The 21,442-nt window shown below is 41.2% G+C and carries 20 protein-coding genes; 1 reads left to right on the top strand and 19 read right to left on the bottom strand.

Annotated features, from left to right (window positions below; all coding sequences use genetic code 11):
- Positions 1-32: 32 nt before the first annotated feature.
- From rpmF to mgtE, 5 genes are all read right to left on the bottom strand, one after another.
- A complete protein-coding gene (gene rpmF / locus LI149_RS00525; protein ID WP_005332600.1) occupies positions 33-212 on the bottom strand; it encodes a 50S ribosomal protein L32 in 180 nt (59 codons plus the stop codon).
- A 3-nt stretch (positions 213-215) separates the two neighbouring features.
- Positions 216-749 carry a DUF177 domain-containing protein gene (locus LI149_RS00520; RefSeq protein WP_168933081.1) on the bottom strand — a complete coding sequence of 178 codons (534 nt, stop codon included), beginning with the start codon at positions 747-749 and terminating at the stop codon, positions 216-218.
- Between the two features lie 247 nt (positions 750-996).
- Entirely contained in the window at positions 997-2,187 is a 1,191-nt protein-coding gene (locus LI149_RS00515) for an acetate/propionate family kinase (RefSeq protein ID WP_005332597.1), read from the bottom strand.
- 147 nt (positions 2,188-2,334) lie between these two features.
- Positions 2,335-3,339: a phosphate acetyltransferase gene (pta, locus tag LI149_RS00510; RefSeq protein WP_022279061.1), complete on the bottom strand. Its 1,005-nt coding sequence runs from the start codon at positions 3,337-3,339 to the stop codon at positions 2,335-2,337.
- Between the two features lie 136 nt (positions 3,340-3,475).
- A complete protein-coding gene (gene mgtE, locus LI149_RS00505; RefSeq protein ID WP_168933080.1) occupies positions 3,476-4,828 on the bottom strand; it encodes a magnesium transporter in 1,353 nt (450 codons plus the stop codon).
- 89 nt (positions 4,829-4,917) lie between these two features.
- Between mgtE and LI149_RS00500 the strand changes: the two genes are divergently transcribed.
- Positions 4,918-6,195, top strand: a complete 1,278-nt coding sequence (locus tag LI149_RS00500) for a nucleotidyltransferase (protein ID WP_227078238.1) — start codon at positions 4,918-4,920, stop codon at positions 6,193-6,195.
- A gap of 126 nt (positions 6,196-6,321) precedes the next feature.
- On the opposite strand, the gene LI149_RS00495 is transcribed toward LI149_RS00500, so the two are convergent.
- From LI149_RS00495 to polA, 14 genes are all read right to left on the bottom strand, one after another.
- Positions 6,322-7,185, bottom strand: a complete 864-nt coding sequence (locus LI149_RS00495; protein WP_227078237.1) for a TPM domain-containing protein — start codon at positions 7,183-7,185, stop codon at positions 6,322-6,324.
- Between the two features lie 12 nt (positions 7,186-7,197).
- Positions 7,198-8,310, bottom strand: coding sequence for a hypothetical protein (locus tag LI149_RS00490; protein ID WP_168933077.1), 1,113 nt, complete (start codon positions 8,308-8,310; stop codon positions 7,198-7,200).
- A 46-nt stretch (positions 8,311-8,356) separates the two neighbouring features.
- Entirely contained in the window at positions 8,357-9,754 is a 1,398-nt protein-coding gene (locus LI149_RS00485) for an SPFH domain-containing protein (RefSeq protein ID WP_227078236.1), read from the bottom strand.
- Positions 9,755-9,898: 144 nt separating this feature from the next.
- Positions 9,899-11,341, bottom strand: a complete 1,443-nt coding sequence (locus tag LI149_RS00480) for an ATP-binding protein (protein WP_227078235.1) — start codon at positions 11,339-11,341, stop codon at positions 9,899-9,901.
- Positions 11,342-11,393: 52 nt separating this feature from the next.
- Positions 11,394-12,143, bottom strand: a complete 750-nt coding sequence (locus LI149_RS00475) for a YibE/F family protein (RefSeq protein ID WP_005332585.1) — start codon at positions 12,141-12,143, stop codon at positions 11,394-11,396.
- The gene (locus tag LI149_RS00470) at positions 12,137-13,237 is read right to left on the bottom strand and encodes a YibE/F family protein (protein WP_173785770.1); all 1,101 of its coding nucleotides are present in this window, start codon (positions 13,235-13,237) and stop codon (positions 12,137-12,139) included. The genes LI149_RS00475 and LI149_RS00470 overlap by 7 nt, the downstream gene beginning before the upstream one ends.
- 68 nt (positions 13,238-13,305) lie before the next feature.
- Positions 13,306-14,001, bottom strand: coding sequence for a DNA alkylation repair protein (locus tag LI149_RS00465; RefSeq protein WP_173785743.1), 696 nt, complete (start codon positions 13,999-14,001; stop codon positions 13,306-13,308).
- 170 nt (positions 14,002-14,171) lie between these two features.
- Positions 14,172-14,660, bottom strand: coding sequence for a GNAT family N-acetyltransferase (locus tag LI149_RS00460; protein WP_168933071.1), 489 nt, complete (start codon positions 14,658-14,660; stop codon positions 14,172-14,174).
- Positions 14,661-14,709: 49 nt separating this feature from the next.
- Positions 14,710-15,567, bottom strand: coding sequence for a DegV family protein (locus LI149_RS00455; protein WP_173785742.1), 858 nt, complete (start codon positions 15,565-15,567; stop codon positions 14,710-14,712).
- Between the two features lie 16 nt (positions 15,568-15,583).
- Positions 15,584-16,948 carry a PFL family protein gene (locus LI149_RS00450; RefSeq protein ID WP_173785741.1) on the bottom strand — a complete coding sequence of 455 codons (1,365 nt, stop codon included), beginning with the start codon at positions 16,946-16,948 and terminating at the stop codon, positions 15,584-15,586.
- A gap of 25 nt (positions 16,949-16,973) precedes the next feature.
- Positions 16,974-17,246, bottom strand: a complete 273-nt coding sequence (locus LI149_RS00445; RefSeq protein WP_117612745.1) for an ACT domain-containing protein — start codon at positions 17,244-17,246, stop codon at positions 16,974-16,976.
- 108 nt (positions 17,247-17,354) lie between these two features.
- A complete protein-coding gene (locus LI149_RS00440) occupies positions 17,355-18,152 on the bottom strand; it encodes an MBL fold metallo-hydrolase (RefSeq protein WP_005336549.1) in 798 nt (265 codons plus the stop codon).
- Between the two features lie 43 nt (positions 18,153-18,195).
- Positions 18,196-18,786: a dephospho-CoA kinase gene (gene coaE, locus LI149_RS00435; protein WP_005332574.1), complete on the bottom strand. Its 591-nt coding sequence runs from the start codon at positions 18,784-18,786 to the stop codon at positions 18,196-18,198.
- Positions 18,787-18,798: 12 nt separating this feature from the next.
- Positions 18,799-21,426, bottom strand: a complete 2,628-nt coding sequence (polA, locus tag LI149_RS00430; protein WP_117648915.1) for a DNA polymerase I — start codon at positions 21,424-21,426, stop codon at positions 18,799-18,801.
- Positions 21,427-21,442 lie beyond the last annotated feature (16 nt).

Here is a 21,442-nt window from a genome sequence, read left to right as displayed (position 1 = left end):
CAACCCCCTAGATTTACAGCGTTTCTTACTCATTAGTCCTGAGCAATGATTTCTTTTTTGTTGTAGCTTCCGCAAGCCTTGCAGACTCTATGAGGCATCATTAATTCGCCGCATTTGCTGCATTTTACCAGGTTCGGAGCACTCATCTTCCAATTAGCTCTTCTCTTATCTCTTCTAGCTTTTGAAGATTTGTTCTTTGGACAAATTGACATAGGTTACACCTCCTTAAAATTCTTAAAAACATCGCGGATAACTGACATTCTAGGGTCAAGACTCGTATCTTCACAGTTACAAGTTCCCTGATTCAGGTTTTGACCACATACGTTGCAAATCCCTTTACAGTCTTCGCTACACAGAATCTTCGTCGGCCACCCTATTAGAATCTCGCTGCCGACCAGTTGATCAACATCGAGTGTATATCCGTCAATATAATTTGCTTCGTCTAAATCCTCTGATTCCACTTCACTCTCATCTGTGACATTTCCCTTTGTGATGCGTGAAATATTCAGATCGAATACTGTCGCCACCGGTTCCAGACATCTGTCACACGGAATCTCTACAGTCAGCTTGCAAGCTCCTTCTATCTGAAGTTTTCCGTTCTCCATATAATTAATCTTTACATGAACATCAGAACTTTCAGTGACCGGATACTCACCAAGCCCGTTCCGAAATATTTTAAGTTCACATGGAACTGTCTCATCAACAGATCTGTGTGGTTCGGATAAGACATTGGATAGGTCAATCAACATATTAATCACCCCTATTCATACCTGTCTATTATATCATGGAAAAGCTGTTTGTCAACTACATTTTAGAAATTATTTTTTGATTATTCCAAATATTTTTATACGCATCTTCTTTTCGAACTAAACATCATACTTTGTTCTGTCCAGAAAATATTCTACATCTTGTAATTATTACAGACATACACCCTTCCGTATTCAGACGGAAGGGTGTAAATAATCAAATCAATAACTTTTTTACAATAGTTTTAGATTAAACTAATGCTACTGTCTCACGTGCGATTGCAAGCTCTTCGTTAGTAGGAATAACCATAACAAGAACTTTTGAATCTGGTGTAGAGATTGTAATCTCTTCTCCGTGAGTATCATTTGCTTTCTCATCTACTGTAATTCCAAGGTATCCAAGATATTTCAGAACAGCACTTCTAACTGTACCTGAGTTCTCTCCGATTCCTGCTGTAAATGCAATTACATCAACACCATTCATAGCTGCTACATAGCTTCCCACATACTTAGCTACACGGTAAGCGAATACTTCAAGAGCTACTTTAGCCTGAGCATTTCCTTCGTTAGCTGCGTTCTCAAGGTCACGGAAGTCACTTGAAAGGTTGTTGGAAAGTCCATATACACCTGACTTCTTGTTGAGCATTGTCATAAGCTCAGAAATATCAAGTCCCTCTTTCTTAGCTACGAACTCAAGGATAGCCGGATCAATATCTCCGGAACGTGTTCCCATTACAAGTCCCTCAAGTGGTGTAAGACCCATAGATGTATCTACGGATTTTCCATTCTCTACTGCACAGATACTTGCACCGTTACCAAGGTGGCAGACAACTGTCTTGAGATCATCGTAAGATTTTCCTGCAAGCTCAGCAGCTCTCTTAGATACAAAGCTGTGGCTTGTACCATGGAAACCATATCTTCTTACTTTGTATTTGTCATAATACTCATATGGAAGACCATACATGTAAGCTTTCTCCGGCATTGTCTGATGGAATGCAGTATCGAATACAGCTACCATCGGTGTTCCAGGCATTAACTTCTGGCATGCATTGATACCGATTAAGTTTGCCGGGTTGTGAAGTGGTGCAAGATCATTACACTCTTCAATTGCAGCTTTTACCTCATCAGTAATTACAACAGAGCTTGCAAACTTCTCTCCACCATGTACGACACGATGTCCGACTGCCCCAATCTCATCCAGACTCTTAACAACACCTGTCTCGGCATCTGTTAATGCGTCGATTACAAACTGAATAGCCTCTGTATGTGTAGGCATAGCTTTGTCAGATTTAACCTTCTCACCGCCTGCTGGCTGGTATGTAAGGCTTCCATCAATTCCGATTCTCTCGCAAAGTCCTTTTGCAAGTACTTTCTCTGACTCAGAGTTGATGAGCTGGAACTTCAGTGAAGAACTTCCACAGTTGATTACTAATACATTCATTTCATTTACCTCTCTTTTAGATTAGAATTCTTAACTTATATAATAAGGACTTTCGTCCCTAATGTCTATCCCTAATTTGAAAAAATTTCAGCCATATGCATATTTTGTGTGCAAAATGCATATGGCTGATCATTAAAGATATGAAATTTATTTATCTTCTGCCATTGCCTGAACTGCTGTAATTGCGATTACACCCTCAATATCCTTAGCGCTGCAACCACGGGAGAGATCATTGACAGGCGCTGCGATTCCCTGTGTAAGAGGACCGTAAGCTTCTGCTTTTGCAAGTCTCTGAACTAATTTGTATCCGATGTTTCCAGCATCAAGGTCTGGGAAGATCAGTACATTCGCTTTTCCCGCAACCGGGCTTCCCGGTGCTTTAGATGCTCCTACTGACGGAACAATTGCTGCATCAAGCTGGAATTCTCCGTCAATGAGAAGTCCTTCCGGAGCATTCTCTTTTGCAATCTTTGTAGCCTCTACAACTTTATCTACGTCAGCGTGTTTTGCACTTCCTTTTGTTGAATGTGAAAGAAGTGCTACAACTGGCTCTTTTTCTGTCAGAAGTCTAAAGGAGTCTGCGGATGAAAGTGCGATTGCTGCAAGTTTCTCCGGATCCGGATTCTGCTCAAGTCCGGAATCACCAAACAGGAATGTTCCGTTGGCACCCATCTCACAATCCGGTACGACCATGATAAAGAATGCGCTTACGAGCTTTGTTCCCGGTTTTGTCTTCAGGATCTGAAGGCTTGGTCTTAATGTATCTGCCGTTGAGTGGCATGCTCCGGATACCATTCCGTCAGCATCTTTCATCTTAACCATCATAACACCATAGTAGAGATAATTAGTCAGAAGAAGTTCTCTTGCTTTTTCCTCTGTCATTCCCTTTTTCTCACGTAATTCTACAAGTTTTGCGATGTAGGCGTCTGTCTTCTCGCTCTTTGCAGGATCTACGATTGTTGCTCCGCTGATATCAAAAGAACCTTTGTTCTTTGCAATCTCTTCTTCGCTGCCGACAAGAATCAGGTTTGCTGTTCCTTCTTTCAGAACTGCTTCTGCTGCTTCATATGTTCTGATATCCTCTGTCTCCGGAAGTACAATTGTCTTTTTACTTGTTTTTGCTCTCGCTTTAATATCATCAATAAATCCCATGACTTAAAGACTCCTTTCGTTTGTATTCAGTTATTTCAACGTTTTTATTATAATACAAAGGATTGGCATGGACAAGTTGTATCTGCGTACTAAATTCAGTACATTGGGATTGTTTCTGATTAAATACAAAATGTTATTATAAGTGGAATACATGGCTGACGATCATAAAGTATACAGTTACTGTGCTGATATCTACAAGGGTAGAAATAAGCGGGGTCGCCATGATTGCGGGATCGAGCCCAATCTTGGAGGCAAGCATCGGAAGCGTACAGCCTACGACTTTTGCGATCAGGACGGTACAGATCATAGTTCCACCGATGGATAATGCAATGAGCGCATCTCCTTGTCCCATAACGATGATCCTGATTCCATTCACAACTGCCAGTATCACGCTGACCACTGCTGCCACCCGGACTTCTTTAAATATAACTTTGAATAAATCCCGAAATTCTATTTCTCCTACAGACAGTCCACGAATAACCAACGTAGAACTCTGTGAACCGCAGTTTCCACCGGTTCCTGTCAGCATTGGAATAAAACCGGCAAGCTGTGGCATAACTACAAGTGCGCTTTCATAGCTGTTCATGATCATCTGTGTCACTGTCGCAGAAAGCATCAGAAATAACAGCCATGGAAGCCTGCTTTTTACATGTTCCACAACAGATGTTCCAAAATAAGCCTCTTCACTTGGAGACATACCGGCCATGATACTGATATCTTCTGTTGTCTCTTCCTGCATTACAAGCATGGCATCGTCAACAGTTACGATACCGACCATGCACATTTCATGATCCACGATTGGAAGGGCAATAAGACCATATTTATTAATCATCATAGCTACATCTTCCTGATCGTCTGTTGTATGCGCGTAAAGCACATTCGTATCCATAATCTCTTCGATTGTTCTGGATTCACCGGTTGTCAGAAGTTCTTTGACATCGACCCGTCCGATCAGTTTTCGTTTTTCCGTAACATAACAAGTGTAGATAGTTTCACGGTTCAGACCAACCTGACGGATTTTTAAAATAGACTCCTCAACCGTCATCTCTTTGCGGAGTGCAATGTACTCCACATTCATAATACTTCCGGCACTGTCTTCCGGATATTGCAAAAGCTGATTGATCTGGGCTCTTGTCTCTTCATCGGTAGCCATCAAAAGACGATCCACAACATTCGCAGGCATCTCTTCCAGGACATCGACCGTATCGTCCAGATACATCTCTTCCATGACCTCTTCCAACTCGGAATCGGTAAGTGCCCCGATCAGTACCTCACGCATGTCACTGTTCATATAAGTAAATGTCTCAGCGGCCTCTTCTTTTGCCAGGAGACGGAACACCATAACGAGAGGTTTCTGCTCAAAATCTTCCAGTGTCTCGGCAATATCGACGGGGTACATATTTCCCAGTTCTTCTTTTAATTCTTTGTACTGACCTGCATCAAGCATATCAAGAATCTGTTCTTTTGTCAGCATCTGTTCCTCTTCCATACATACCCTCCTGCCTGTTGTCATTCATTTGCAAGCAAAACATAGTTATAGTATAATAAATTTTATTAACAGTGACAAGGAGAAAGTGTATGAAAATTGTTGGAATTATTGCGGAATACAATCCATTTCACAAAGGGCACGAATTCCATATAGAAAAAGCAAAGAAAATCACAGGCGCTGATGCTGCAATTATTATTATGAGCGGCGACTATGTTCAGCGTGGAATTCCTTCCATCATGCCAAAGCATCTGCGTACCCAGATGGCACTTGCATGTGGTGCCGACGTAGTTTTAGAACTACCAGTCTGTTACGCAACCGGAAGTGCAGAATACTTTGCCACCGGTGCGGTCAGCCTCCTTGAAGCTCTCGGCTGTGTAGATTATCTGTGCTTTGGAAGTGAGTGCGGCGAAATAAAAATATTACAACAGATTGCCGATGTTCTTTGTAAGGAACCCGCGCATTACAAAGTTCTCCTTCAAAAAAATTTTAAAAATGGAAATACATTTCCTGCCGCAAGAAAACTGGCTTTTATAGAATATTTAAATCAACACAAATCCTTATCCTGTATTCCCGAACAGATCAGTAAGATTCTGGATTCGCCAAATAATATTCTGGGTATTGAATATCTAAAAGCGCTTTCCTGTCTGAACAGTTCCATCGAACCGGTGACAATTACACGCGAAGGGGCCGGATATCATGACCAGACACTCGGTGCCCTTTTCAGCTCTGCCTCTGCAATCCGGCAGGGATTACAGGATTGTGAACTTACAAAAAATGCGAATCACACTCCTGCTATTAATCATATACTTCGGGAACTGCCGCAAAACTGTCACAAGATTTTTAAAGAAAACTATCACAAATGCTTTCCTGTGTTTGCAGATGATTTTTCCTTGCTTTTAAAAGCAAAGCTTTTGACCGAAACAAAAGATACACTGACGCGATATCTGGATATTACCCCGGAGATTGCAAACCGGATCATCACATTTAGAAATGATTTTTTAACTTTCAGCCAGTTCTGCGACCTGATAAAAACAAAAAATGTAACCTACTCCCGCATCAGCAGATGTCTGATCCACATTTTACTCGGCATCAGCAAATGTGATGTACCGGAGCAGGCAGCAGATTCCAGGTGTGGATATGCCAGACTTCTTGGTTTCCGCCAAGAATCCTCATGGGTACTTACTTCTATCAAAAAAAATACCGGCATTCCTGTTATCTCGAAATTATCACAGCCTGCCGGTATAGATATCCATATGCTGGAGCAGAATATTTTTGCATCAGATCTGTACGAAAGTGTTGTGACAGACAAGTATCATACCCCTTATAAAAATGAATACCAAAAACAGATTATTCGACTTAAGTCTTAAGTATAATATTCAAGAATGCCTCTGCAAGTCTACACTCCGTTTCGGTCGGCGCAAAACCATTGTCCACCGGACAATGTGCGCCCTGCCGGAGGCTATATCAGCTGGGGGATTGACTCCCAGCTGATATTAAAAACCACCACTTCGTCCACCGTGTGACCGGCCGGAAGAACTGACATGTGTTGTGCTTCCGCCTCCGCCACTGTGGCCGTGATCCTCATCATCTCTTGGAATCAGGCGTTTTGTCACAATACTATTGATATATCGATCCTCTTTTATTGTCACTTTCATACTGCCTTGTTTCTTATACGCATTGGCAGCAACTTGATTTTTGACAGATTTTAATTTGCTTTTCTTCACCTGCGCCATTATGAATGCAACAACAAATCCTATGAGCAGATCCACAACACCCCAGAAGATCATAGTGAAAACATCTGGCTTATCATCATCGCTGTCTACATCATATGGATGCCCATCTCTCGCCTGAGTAAGAAGATCATCGCAAAGTGTGGCATATTTTGAAAATGCTTCCATATATTCACCATCACTTAAATAAGACAAGGATTCATCTTCCATATATTCCAGTCCATAATCCGTAAATGCAGTGATACCATAGCCGTATGTAGTAATTGCCCATTTCCGTTCGTCCATCCCAATCAGAAACAGAACACCGCTGTCATCATCACCGTATCCATGTCCATTATAATCAAAGAAGTCATCCGCATAATCCTGCGCGCTTTTTCCATCTAATGAATTTTCCGTCACTACAACAACATCACATTGCTGTTTTTCACTGATTTCGTCCAGTTCTGTGTTAAGCTCCTGCTCTTCACTGTCCGTCAGAAGATCTGCATCGTCTACTAGTCTGGGAAGTTGGCGATCCTGTGGGATTTCTTCCGCACATACCGGGATGTTCAAAATGCTAAACCCGACTATCAATGTCAGTACACATAGCAGGGTGAAAATTTTTCTTGTTATTTTATTTTCTCTCATATTCCCACCCTCCTACAAAAACATGACAACCATCATGATGATATAAAGGATCACACTGATAAGAATCCCTCTTGTTCCTACATATTTCCAGAATGCACCTTCGTCCGCCGGCAAATCTCCTACAATCTTTCCACTCTGTCCGTTCATGGCAAATGTGTACTTCTGTCCTTTCCACGTAGTATTCAGAAGCCATACCGGATACATGGCATAACCGGTCTTGGAATCCCGGATATTTACTGTACTGCTCTGCGTAGAAAGTGCATAATATCCGTTGACAGTCTCCCGAAAAGAATCTTCCGTACTCCGTCTGATTCTCTTTTTCGCCCGTTTCATGCATTCATCTTGGTCTACATCGTATCGGTCGGCTACATAACCTGCCAGGTACGCAGATTTAAATGGTACAGCATCTTTAAAGTCATAAGGCTCCAGTGATTCCATCAATGCATCATCCATTTTTACAGAACCGTCTTCTGGCACATGTTCAAAATAGATTGTGCCTCCCCGGCGGATTTTATAATATTTGTGTTCTGTATATTCGGTATCCCCGGACTTCCAGACACGGATTTTTTCTGCGTCATAGGATATATCAGCTTCTGATTCGATATTGAATACCCAGAACGGAACATATAAACCTACAATCTCATCTATATGATTCTCCTGTCTGAACACAGACGGGATAAATGCTTTTCCTGTCAGATGCTTATAATAAGCTTCTTTTGCAGCTTTTTTATCTAATTTGAATGGAATGACATAATCCGGTTTTAACGCTCCTTCAAACTGTCCTTTTAAAACAACACGATTTCCGCAGAACGGACAAGTTGTAGCGCCTGTATTTTTGTCTGTCGTGATTTCACCGCCACAAGACTGACAGATATAGACAACCATATTATCAATCTCATCCTGATTCCAGTCATGTGCAGTATAGTTTTCGGCCTTCTTCTGTTCTGTCTCGACATCTGATGCTGCATCTGCGGCAACTACCTGATCTGCCTTTGCGATCAACGATTCATATTCGTCCACGGAGATCTCTGTATCACAGTACGGGCACTTCATTTTCTGGCTTTTGCTGTCAAATTCCATGGCACCGCCACATGCCGGACATTTGTATTCTTTTATCTCTGACATTCATGTTTCTCCTTACAAAGTCTCATTTTATGCAATTCTGTGGGAGTTAACTTCTGTCGTCATCTGTAAACGGATCTCCGCACTCCGGACAGAATTTCGGAGGATTTGCAGGATCTTCCGGTTCCCAGCCACATTTATCGCAGCGATAGTGTAATTTCTGTGGTTTCGGTTTGCCGCACTCCATGCAGAATTTTCCTTTGTTGAGCGTTCCACAACTGCAAGTCCAGCTTTCGTCATCCTGTGGTTTTGGCTTACCACACTCGATACAGAATCTGCCATTGTTGAGCTGACCACAGGAACAAGTCCAGGACGATGTTTCTCCACCTGCTGCCGGGGCTGCTGCTTTGTTTTTCAGATTTTGGGGTTCACCCGCCTGTGGATTCTGTCCATTTGCCTGATTCTGCTCTTTTTGTACCTGCTGCTCTTGCTGCGCCTGTTTCTGAGTGGCTCCCTGGTCATAGAGTCCCTGGATATTCATGCCGCCACTCGCCATATTCATTCCCATAAATCCCATCATAGCACCATTCGGATTGCTGGCCGCATTCTTCATTGCCTCTGCCTGTGCCATACCAAGTGTGGCTGCCATCATGCTTGGATCTGTATACATAGATGTATTTTGTGCCTGACGGATTGCCTCAGCATCTTCTTCTTTGAGTGTGACTGGATTAAATGCAACAGACACAATAGAAAGTCCACGGATCTCAGACCATTTTTTCGTCAAAATCTCGTTCATGGCGTCACCAATCTCGGTGGCATGTGCCGGAATCTGGCTTGGGCGTATCTCCATCTCTGCAATCTTAGCAAATGCTGGCTGCAGCGCATCTACGAACTCCGTCTTAAGCTGCGGCATGATCTCACTTTTTTCATAACATTCTGTCACATTTCCGCTAAGACTTGTGTAAAACAAAAGCGGATTTGTAATTTTAAAGGAATACACTCCGTTACAGCGGATCTCAATATCTTTGTCCAGGTTGATGCGTTTGTCTACCACACGGAACCAGACTGGATTAGCTGTTCCAAACTTGTTATCTGTGATTTCCTTTGTGTTGATATAGTAGACTCTCTGATCTTTTCCTGTATCACCGCCATAACTGAATCTCTTTCCGATTGTCAGGAATGTATTCTTGATACTGTCACTTAAATTTCCTGCAAAAATACTTGGTTCGGAAGAAGTATCATATGTATACTCGCCCGGCTCCGCACAAACTTCCGCAATTTTCCCCTGATCAACGATCAGCATACACTGACCATCTGCCACTGCAATTCCAGAACCATTGGAAATGATGTTGTCGTTACCGTTTGTATTTGAGGAACGGCTCCCTGTGCGCTTTTTTCCTCTTACAAGCAGTGTATCGTTATCAAGAGAATCACAATAGAAGAATTCCTTCCACTGATCTGCCATGACCGTCCCTGTTGCGGCTTGAGCTGCTTTTATTAATCCCATAATATTCCTCCTATTTACACCCTGCAATCTGGCGTCTCGTCTCAGCCAGATTACAGTATATTTTTATCAATTAATACATATTTTGATTATAACATTTCAGTGACATTTTGTGTGATTTTCTTTTTATTGTCTGAAAAATCTATTTTATTTTCCCTGCAGCAAATTCAGTAATCTGCCATACACCTCTTCATTTTCAAGTATGACCAAAGCCAGACTTTCTTTTACCTGATTCAAGTAATGAAAAAGTTTTCGGACATCAGACATTTCTTTTCTTCCCTGCTTATTGGATCTAAGATACCCTTCTTCGTCATAATAATACTGGTCATTAAGCACCACTGCCAGATACTCTGCATGCTCTTGTCCGGTAGTATTATCATTTGCATCATAGGGCTCTTTGCGATATTGATACCCCTGACTTTTGTAATTCTTTATCAATTTTTCCGCTTCTATTGAATCATTTGCATAGACGACTTCAATATGTGGGTAGCCTTTCTGACTTTTCCCAGTTGGCAGATGCATCATATTCTGAATAAAAGAAGATACCTCTGCATTGGCCCGGATCCGGTTTGTCAGGCGAAAAATCTGTATTTCCGGCAAATGTTCGATTCTGTGCGTACCTCTTCTGTCAATTTCTTTTGAGGATATCATATCTTCCACATCACTGGAAAATATAACCGGCTGTTCTTTCACACATTCCAGCAATAATTCTAATTTTTCTGCCGAGAGCAAATGTGCTTCGTCCACAAGAATAGCGTTGTAATCTTCTAAGTTTATTGGATTTTTTATCTGATTATCCGACCAAAAGTCGATCCGTCGTAATCGTTCATGCAGAATCTCCCATTTTTTTCCGGCCTCACCACAGTGAATCATGCACACTTTATGCTTCTGTGATAACTTCATGGCAATATCATAAAGTAACAGAGTTTTTCCTGTTCCCGGAAGTCCACTGAAACTATAATACCCAGTATGTTCTGTTCGGATTCTTTTTAGAATCTGACGCTTAATGTCTCTTTGCTGGGAAGTCAGGAAATATTCCTTTCGCAAAAATTTCAAAGGTTCTGTCAGAGGCGAAATCAGATACATTTCTGCCTGAAATAAATCTTCAATCTCTCCACCATAATCTGAACTTTTATTTTTCAAGAGTCCGCACAACTGCTGCCAGTCGGCCTCCACAATATGATCGTGGTTCGTCAGCCTTACAAGCCGGTTCTGACTGCTGATGTAAGTGTAAGAATAAATCGGGCGTCCCAGCACAGACAGATAATAACGGTTCTGAATCAACTGCTTCCGGATCGTCTCATCGGATACTGCGCCACTTTTCAGTTCAATATTCACAATCTGCTCGTCCTTGATCTGAAGCAGATCAAATTCCTTTCCAAGTCTCGGAATCTGGAAGGAATAAAAAAAACGAAGGGCGTATACTTCATCCATATGCGCTTCCAGTTCACGGACAAGAGATTTCATACTCTCCAGTTCCCATGTACGCATTTTCAGAAAATACTCCCTTCCTGATAGTTGCCGTTCCAGTTTTTGTAACTGTCCTATGTTCTGATTTCTTGTCACTGCATAAATAGAAATTGATTTCATTTCCTATCTCCTACATTTAAAATAGAATCTTTTCTTCAGTATAGTTGAATTTCTATTTTACAGCAAGCATTTTTGCCATTAGCACTGCCGCAATCGGCATCACCATTACACAGGCAATTGCACCGAAAATCATAGAAGCAAAATTTTGAAACAATATTTTTGAATTTAGCAAAAGTTCCAACGAATAATTTTGCATTTTCAAATAGGTAAATAACAATAGTGATTCTCCAAGATATGCAAACAGCAATGTATTTACCGTTGTTCCAATCACTTCTCTTCCGATTTTCATTCCACTTTCTACAAGCTCTGTAAATTTCATCTCGGATTTATGATTTTTCACCTCATATACAGAAGTCGTAACTGTCAGAGCCATGTCGAGAATTGCCCCCAGTGTACTGAGCAAAATAACTGAAACCATCACATTTCGCATACTGATATTCAAATCCATATTGTAATATAAAATGTCATCTCCAACAGATTGGATTTCATTCAATCCACCAGCCTCAGTACTCCATATTACAACATAAATGACAAAAAATAAAACCAGCATTGTAATAGCCACAGAAATAAATGCGCTCCAGGTCTTTACATTCGTTCCATTTTGATAAAATAATGTAATGCAGGATATCACGATTCCCGCTCCAACCGTAACAAATAGAACCGGTACTCCTGCAGCCATAAGCCAGATTGCAAAGCTAAGCAGAAGTAAATTCCCGACCAGGGCAATTAAAGATACAACTCCTCTGTCTCCTCCAACAATTACAATCAAGCTAATCAAAATCAATCCAAGTATTATCAGCATATCTTTTTCACCTTCTTTACAGACATTTTCATCATAACAGATGTTATAATAATCGATACCGGTATTGCCAATACAATACCAATACTCTCAACAAAAAATCGACATAATTCACACGGAATATGAAGTTTAATAATTGTAACGAACCGCACACTGTTATTCATCCGAATCAGACACATTGGAATAAGTCCACAGCCAAATACAAATAACAGTACATTAATCATCGTCCCCATAATATCATATCCAATTTCTCTTCCTGATTTAAACAATTCAAAAAATGTTACATCTGGTTTTTTCCGGACAATTTCACTCAAAGCGACAGAAATTGCAACGGATACATCCATAATAGCTCCCAACCCGGACAATAATATTTCTGCATGAAACATTTCATCTGGATTATCAATGCTTCCAAGATATTCCATTGTGGAGTAATCCAGTTCTTCCATATGTCTCATTACCAGATCAAAAATCCCCATAATCATTGCGAGCACACACAATGTGGACAACAATGCTGCCCATGTTTTTCTATTAATTCCATTTAGCCCAATCAAAGTAGCTGCTGCAAAAAGTATTACCAATTTGTTACAAAGCGATAACACATTCGAACTGTCTCCACATTTCCAGAATCCCACGAAAAATATAATTAGATTTATTATGACTGTCCCGACAGTCAATGCTCCATGTCTTCCGGTTACAATAAGAAGAAGCAGAAGTAAAAATCCAAGCAGTACGACAATCTCAGTATCCCTTTTTACACCTCGTATTCCCGATCCAACATCATCTTTGGAACCATTCAGGAAAACTTTTTCCCCTTTATGGTATCCTTGCTTCAACATGCCTGTATAAGTATATTCATGAGAAAACGAAACTTTTTTCCCTTTATTTTTCCCGTTTAGAACAACTCCTTGAATGTTCTGCTCGTATTTTTTCTCCTTCGTTCCACGAGTGCTTTTCCCTTCTCCGGTCATCCGCGTCTCAACCTTCGTAAGTTTCGCAATTGGCGTCTGATATAGCCAGGCATCATTCATAACAAATACAACTGCCAGAAAGTAGACCAGACCCAAAATACAATATACTTTTCTTTTTTTACTTTTCATTACATATTCGATTATTCTTTGACTTAAATTTTTCATCTTCTTACTTCTTTTCATTTATTCTATTACCTTCATATTTTGAGCGTTTTCAGATATACTTTCTGTTCTGGAGTAATCCGATAGCTTTCAATAGCTTTTTGAATGGACTTATTGTGTGTCCACACATCAAGTTTGCGCTCTTCAATAAATGGGAGTATCTGATCATATTGCTTTGCGAGCGCGGTTGCAAAATACCATGCCCGCATCATATTCACATAATATTCGTCTGACTGAACCAAAGCTACTTTCCTGGGATATTCGATCCGGAATTCGTCTCCCAGATAATAACGCATCAGCATACCGATACCAAATCGGATTGTATAAGTGCGGTCTGATTTCATCCAGTGGCAGATCTCTTCTATAAATGTATCCAGATGATTTTTCATTACTTTGACTGCCAGCATATCACAAGTTGCCCAGTTATCGATGTATGGTAAAAATCGTTCCAGCTCTGCCAGACATCTGTCATAATCCTTAATCTGTTCAATCAAAAGCCCGTGCAGATTATTTTCATCATAATACTGATGTGGAAGAATTTTCAAGAATTCTTTTGCTTCTTCTGTTTTTCCATATCCTTTTGCAAATTTGCGAAGCACAGGCATTCGCACACCAATAACCGTTTCTTTCTCTATTGTCGGCAAGAGTTTTGCCTGAAAATCCCGATATTGTAAATCCTGTAATTCAAACAACTGTTTTTGTACACGCTCTGTTACTTTAACCTGATTCATAACTACCCTTCCTTCGTTAATTCATTTTGAGATTTCGTCCCAGAAATGGAAGAAACACAGCAGATCACCATATTTCTTGTACTACGAGATGATCTTTCTGTGCTTCCACAAAAAATACCATTTTAAAGTTAAACGATATTATCATTATCCGTGAACCTGATCTATAACACTTACAGTTCTTTATAGTGCACAATAATATCTTCGTACACACCATCTTTGTTCAGGAATCCACCCGGAATTGTCCCAAGCTGTGTGAATCCAAGCTTCTGATAAAGCTTCAGTGCAGTTGTATTACTTTTTACAACTGCATTGAACTGTATAACGCGAAATCCAATTTCCTTCGCTTTTCCCAGGCAGTCCGTCACGATTGCCTTACCAACGCCTTGCCCTCTTACGGTACTTTTTACTGCATAGCTGGCATTACAGATGTGTCCGCATCTGCCAATATTATTCGGGTGAAGAATATAAAGTCCCACGATCTCATCATTTTCATTGACCGCAATACCTGTATAAGACTGCTCTTTAAAAAATGCTTCTCCGTCTTCCACTCCCAAATCCTCAAGCTGTGGAAATGCTTTCCCCTGATCTACAACTTCATTCCAGATTGCAATTGCATCTTTCGTATCTTCACTTCGAAATTCTCTTACAGTAATCTCCATAGTTTTCCTCCCTGTATGAGTCCACACATTAAAATTGTAATTTCATTTATTACAATTTAATTTTACGACTGCAGGCAATTGCCCTTGCCCCTGGTCCAATATGACATGATACGCTCAGTGACAGCGGATTCATCACCACATCATATCCCGGGAATCTTGCCTCTATCTCTGCTTTCCATTCCTGTGCTTCTTCAGCAGAACATGTATAGGCAGCCTCGAGATGTACTTCTTCTCCGGCAAACCGTTCTTTCAAATCTTTTTCCATTGCATCAAGCATCGTCTTCTTTGCAGATTTCCATCCACGCGCTTTCGAAAAGGCATCCAGCTTATCGCCTTGAATCTGAAGAACCGGTTTTAAATTCAACACAGTACCGATAGCTGCCGCTGCCGGTGTGATACGTCCACCTTTTTTTAAGTACTTTAGTGTATCTACTGTAATATAGATACTGGACTCTAGTTTTTCACGCATCAGAACTTCTTCGATTTTCTGTACAGACATCCCTTTCTCTGCCAGTTCAATCGCATCAAGAACCGACTGTCTCTGAGTAACAGAAATCCTCTGATTATTTACTACACGGACTTTTCCTTCAAATTCCATAGCAAGTCCCATGGCTGTATCACAGGAACTGCTAAGTCCACTTGACATCGGAATATAAAGGATTTCATCATATTTTTTCAAAAGCTCTTCCCACAAATCCATCACATCTCCAGGAGATGGCTGTGAGGTAGATATCTCTGCATCCTCTGCCAGTTTTTTATAAAATTCTTCCTGGGACAATGTGATATCTTCATAGAATAATTCTCCATTAATATAGAATGGCATCGGAAGAATATGGATTCCTAATTTCTTACCTTCCTCCTGTGTAATTCCACTGTTGCTGTCTGTAACGATTGCTACCTTTCCCATTCTTGTCAATTTCCTCCTAATTCTTAAAGCTGTGCACCGGAGCCGGAATCCTTCCTTTTCTGCTCACAAATGCGCTACAGTCATATTCATTCACCGGTATGATCGGTGCATATCCTAACAATCCGCCAAATTTAGCGGTATCTCCAACGTCTTTTCCTATAACAGGAATCAGACGTACTGCTGTTGTTTTCTGATTGATCATTCCGATCGCCATCTCATCGGCAATAATTCCTGAAATCGTAGATGCTTTCGTCTTCCCCGGAATAGCGATCATGTCCAGACCTACAGAGCATACACAAGTCATGGCCTCTAATTTTTCCATTGTCAGCGCACCTATCGTTACCGCATCGATCATTCCCTGGTCTTCACTGACCGGAATAAATGCGCCACTAAGTCCACCTACATAAGAGGATGCCATAACACCGCCTTTTTTCACCTGGTCATTCAGCATTGCAAGAGCTGCTGTTGTTCCAGGTGCACCGACACGTTCCAGACCGATTTCTTCCAGAATCTCAGCGACACTGTCTCCTATCGCCGGAGTAGGTGCCAGTGACAAATCGACAATTCCAAACGGAACACCAAGACGTTTTGACGCTTCTCCTGCTACAAGCTGACCGACACGTGTCACCTTAAATGCGGTTTTCTTGATTGTCTCACATAATTCTTCAAACCCCTGTCCACGCACCTGCTCAATGGCATGCTTTACAACCCCCGGTCCGCTGACTCCTACATTGATTACCGCATCGCCTTCTGTCACGCCAAGAAATGCCCCCGCCATAAATGGGTTGTCATCTGGTGCATTACAGAATATAACAAGCTTTGCACATCCAAGAGAATCGTTGTCTTTCGTTGCTTCTGCAGTTTCTTTTACAATCTCTCCGCAGAGACGGACTGCGTCCATGTTGATACCTGTCTTTGTAGATCCTACATTAATAGAACTGCACACCCGATCCGTACAGGCAAGCGCCTGTGGAACAGAATGGATTAAAAGCTCATCACTTTTTGTCATAGCCTTTGACACTAATGCAGAATAACCACCGATAAAATTCACACCGACTTCTTTCGCTGCCCTATCCAATGTCTTTGCAATTTCCACAAAGTCTTCCGGTTTCTTGCATGCTGAACCACCGATCAATGAAATCGGAGTTACAGAAATACGTTTATTGACAATTGGGATTCCGTACTCCTGTTCAATCTGATTACCTGTCGCAACCAGATCCTTTGCAACTGTTGTAATCTTTTCATATACTTTCTGATTCAACTTATCCAGATTAGAATCAATACAGTCCAAAAGACTGATCCCAAGTGTGATCGTTCTCACATCCAGGTTCTCATGTTCAATCATCTGCTGGGTTTCATTTACTTCGTAAAAATTAATCATGTCCAATCCTCCGCTTTATTCAAGATTACAAACGATGCATTTTTTCAAAGATATCTTCCCGCTGGCAGTGGATATCTACGCCAATTGTTTTTCCGAGTTCTTCCATCTCATTAACAACTACTGCAATTTCTTTTGTACAATTTGTGAAATCTACAATCATCATCATATTAAAATAACCCTCTACGATTGTCTGGGAAATATTTAATATGTTTACAGAAATATCAGAAAGATACTGACATACTCCCGCAATAATTCCAACCTTGTCTTTTCCAACTACAGTAATGATACATTTCTTCATGGTGTTCCTCCTCGTAATCTCCGTGTCAGTAAAATTTCTGACACTATGCTTTTTTGTAAGGCAGTTACCGATCAATCATTTTTGACCAGTGTTTTTTTTACAAAACAGTTACAGATCAATAATCTCTGACACACTGCTTCTCTTTGCAACAGTGATTGGGAAATCGTCCCCTTTATATGGATTATCTCCCAAAGTAACCTCTAACTTCACCGTCTCATAGGCAAGCTCTTCATAATTGTTCTCTTTACTGAGATGTCCAAGAACAACATGTTTCAGGTTATCATGTAATATATCACATAACAGCCTTCCTGACAATTCATTTGATAAATGTCCTTTGTCTCCTGCCACTCTTCGTTTGAGCGGATATGGATATGGACCGACCTCCAACATCTTTAAGTCATGGTTTGCCTCCAGCACGATTGCGTCCAGATTTTTCAAATGTTCCACGGTATAATCGTCATACTTTCCAAGATCTGTTGCGACTGCAACGGATTTTTTCCCGTCACCGATCCGGTATCCGGACGGTTCATTTGCATCGTGAGAGATTTTGAATGGTTCTACTTTCAGCTCACCCAGTGTAAATGTTTCATCCGTCTGGATTTCATGGAATAATCCTTCCGGCATCTTTCCAATACTGGAAATCTTTTTGATTCCTTCTATTGTACCTTTTGTCGCATAGATCGGCACTTCATACTTTCTGCTGAACACGCCAAGACCCTGCACATGGTCAATATGTTCATGAGTGATCAGAATCCCGCTAAGCTCCTCTCCCTTGATATCCAGAGCTTTCAGACCTTCCTCTACTCTTTTTTTGCTGATTCCTGTATCTACAAGAAGATGTGTATGCTCTCCTCCCGTATAGATACAATTGCCACTGCTTCCGCTGGCAATACTGCATAGTCTCATATATATGTAAATTCCTTCCGTATATCTTAGGTATGAGATCTGTCTATAATTCCTTTACAATCTGATCGATCTGGATCATTGTCTCTGCAAAGATTCCACTATTATCAATTACACGGTCACAGGCTTTCAGGAACATCTCCTTTGGCAGCTGTGCTGCAATAATCTCATCAATCTTCTTATTATCATATCCCCTGGAATAGTAAAGACGGTTTCTGCGCACTGCATCCTCCACATATATATACCAGAGCTCATCACAGATCTCATTATAATGATCTTCTACAAGAACAGCCGATTCTACAATCAGAAGATTCGTGTTCTTGCGTTCTTCTTTTTTGATTTTTTTATTTACTTCCTCTTTTACCGCCGGGTGTACGATCTCATTGAGTACATTTAACTCTTTTGGATCACCGAACACGATATCTGAAAGCTTCTTTCTGTCAAGCTCCCCTTTTTCGTCCAGTATTTCTGTACCAAAATGTTCTACGATCGGATCGTAACAGATTCCGCCTTTTTTCTGCAATTTCTTTGCCACCTTATCAGTCTGACAAACGGAAGCTCCGTATTTGTCACTTAAATATTCCAGTATCTGTGTCTTTCCTGCTCCTACTCCGCCAGTAATACCTATAATTTTCATAATCTCCACCCCTTACTTTGCTTCGTACCAGTTTTCTCCTGTGTGCATATCTATCTCCAGCGGTACATCTAAGGATGCCGCCTGCTCCATCTCCTCCCGGAGGATTTTTTCTACTTCCGGAAGTTCTGGTCTGTAAGCTTCTATGAGAAGTTCATCATGTACCTGAAGTACAAGTCTGGACTTCAGATTCTGCTCTTTCAGTCTACGGTTCACACCGATCATGGCAATTTTCATAATATCTGCTGCGGTTCCCTGGATTGGTGCATTCATTGCCACTCTCTCTCCGAAGGAACGCTGCATAAAATTGCTGGAAGAAAGTTCCGGAACCGGACGTCTTCTTCCGAACAATGTCACAACATACCCCATCTCTTTTGCATGTGCCACAGTATCATCCAGAAATGTCTTGATTCCCGGATATGTCTTAAAGTAATCTTCAATATATTTTGCAGCTTCTTTTCTGCCAATACTCAAGTCCTCAGACAATCCAAAAGAACTGATCCCATATACAATACCGAAATTGACCGCTTTCGCATTTCTTCTTTGAAGTGGAGTTACCTCTTCAAAAGGAATGTGAAATACCTGAGAAGCTGTAATTCTATGAATATCCTTTTCTTCCCGGTAAGCCTCGATCAGATTTGCGTCACCGGAACAATGTGCCAGCACACGAAGTTCAATCTGTGAATAATCGGCATCCACAAAAATGTATCCGTCCTCCGGCACAAATACCTTCCGGATCAGCCGTCCCAGTTCTACCCGGACCGGAATATTCTGAAGATTCGGCTCCGTACTGCTGATCCGTCCGGTCGCTGTAATTGTCTGATTGAACTTGCTGTGGATTCGTCCATCTTCTTCAATATAATTGACCAGACCATCTGCATACGTAGATTTTAGCTTTGTAAGCTGTCTGTATTCCAGCACTTTACTTACAATCGGATAATCCGGTGCAAGCTTGTCCAGCACACTTGCCGCAGTGGAATAACCACTTTTCGTCTTTTTACTTCCCGGAAGTAAAAGCTTTTCAAAAAGGATCACGCCAAGCTGCTTTGGTGAATTAATATTGAACGATTCACCTGCCATTTCGTAAATTTCTTTTTCCAGTTCACTAATCCGTCCGCCAAGCTGGCTGCTATAAACTTTCAGCGCCTCACCTTCAGCACGGATCCCATTTCTTTCCATATCATAAAGAGTAAATACAAGCGGCATCTCAATATCTTCAAATAGATGCAGCATCTGTGTTTCTTCTAACTTCTTGTATAACAAGTCACTGCCCTTAAACGCTGTATATGCTTCATAGCAAACCTTCACATAAGCTTCTGACTTTTCTTCAATTACAATATTAAGCTGCTCTCTTGCCACATCTTCGTATGTGTAATCATTCTTCAACGGATTCAAAAGGTAAGCCGCAACCGTTGCATCAAAGCAATGCTTCTGATTTTTGATTGGCAGCCACTTCATAGCTTCTTTGATATCGAACATGACAAAACGTCCGCAACTTTCATTCAGCTTACTCAGCTTTTCAAGAAGGAATTCCTTTGTAATCTGCTCAGTCACTTCAATACAGTATGCATGCTCTTCATCAAAGCAAAGACCAATACCGCCAATTGCCGCTTCATTTGCAAAAAGCGGAAGTACATTTTCCGTATTCTGGAAGATTACCGCTCCAACACATGTGGATTCTTTTGCCTGATCCAGAACTTTTTCTGCCTTCTTATAATCTGTAATCTGTTCAAATCCGTCTTCCACCTGATTTGCCGGTGCAGTAACATCGAATTTGGACAAAAGATTCTTAAACTGTAGTTTCTGGAAAAATGCATATGCTTCTTCTGTAAATATATTACCAAGCTTCGCCTCAGACAGTTCATACGGAAAATCCGCATGCACCTCAATCGTGGCAAGTGTCTTGCTCATAACTGCCATATCCCAGTGCTCAGCAAGTGCCTTGGACGCTCGTGGCGGCTTCAGTTCACTCACATGTTCATATGCATTCTCGATTGAATGATATTCTGTGATAATCTTGGTCGCTGTCTTTTCTCCGATGCTTGGAACTCCTGGAATGTTATCGGCCGTGTCGCCCATCAGCGCTTTCAGATCAATGAACTCCTTCGGTGTCACCTGATAACGTTCTTTCACATCTGCCGCATAATAATCTTCCACTTCAGTACGACCCTGCTTTGTCTTTGGAATGCGGATCTTAACATGTTGCGTTGCAAGCTGCAGAAGATCTCTGTCTCCGGAAATAACGGACACTTCCATTCCTTCTTCTTCACATCGTCTGGACAGTGTTCCAAGAAGATCGTCAGCCTCCAATCCCGCACACTCTATAGTCTTAATCCCCATAGAGCAAAGGACTTCCTTAATAACCGGAACCTGCTGCCTCAGTTCGTCTGCCATCGGCTTTCTTGTTCCTTTGTAAGCGTCATACATCTTATGACGGAATGTCGGCGCATGCACGTCAAATGCGACCGTCAGATAATCCGGCTTTTCTTCATCCAGAATCTTGAACATGATCGTCAGAAATCCATAGATTGCATTCGTATGAAGTCCTTCGGAATTCGTCAGATCCGGAAGTCCGAAAAATGCCCTGTTTAATATGCTGTGCCCATCGATGAGCACAATTTTTTTATTTGTATTCTCGCTCATATAGTCTCCTTGTTAA

Source organism: Dorea sp. 210702-DFI.3.17, assembly GCF_020560825.1.
Taxonomy (GTDB): domain Bacteria; phylum Bacillota; class Clostridia; order Lachnospirales; family Lachnospiraceae; genus Dorea; species Dorea formicigenerans.
Note: the sequence above shows the minus strand (reverse complement) of the source record. Positions and strands in the feature narration are given on the sequence as shown.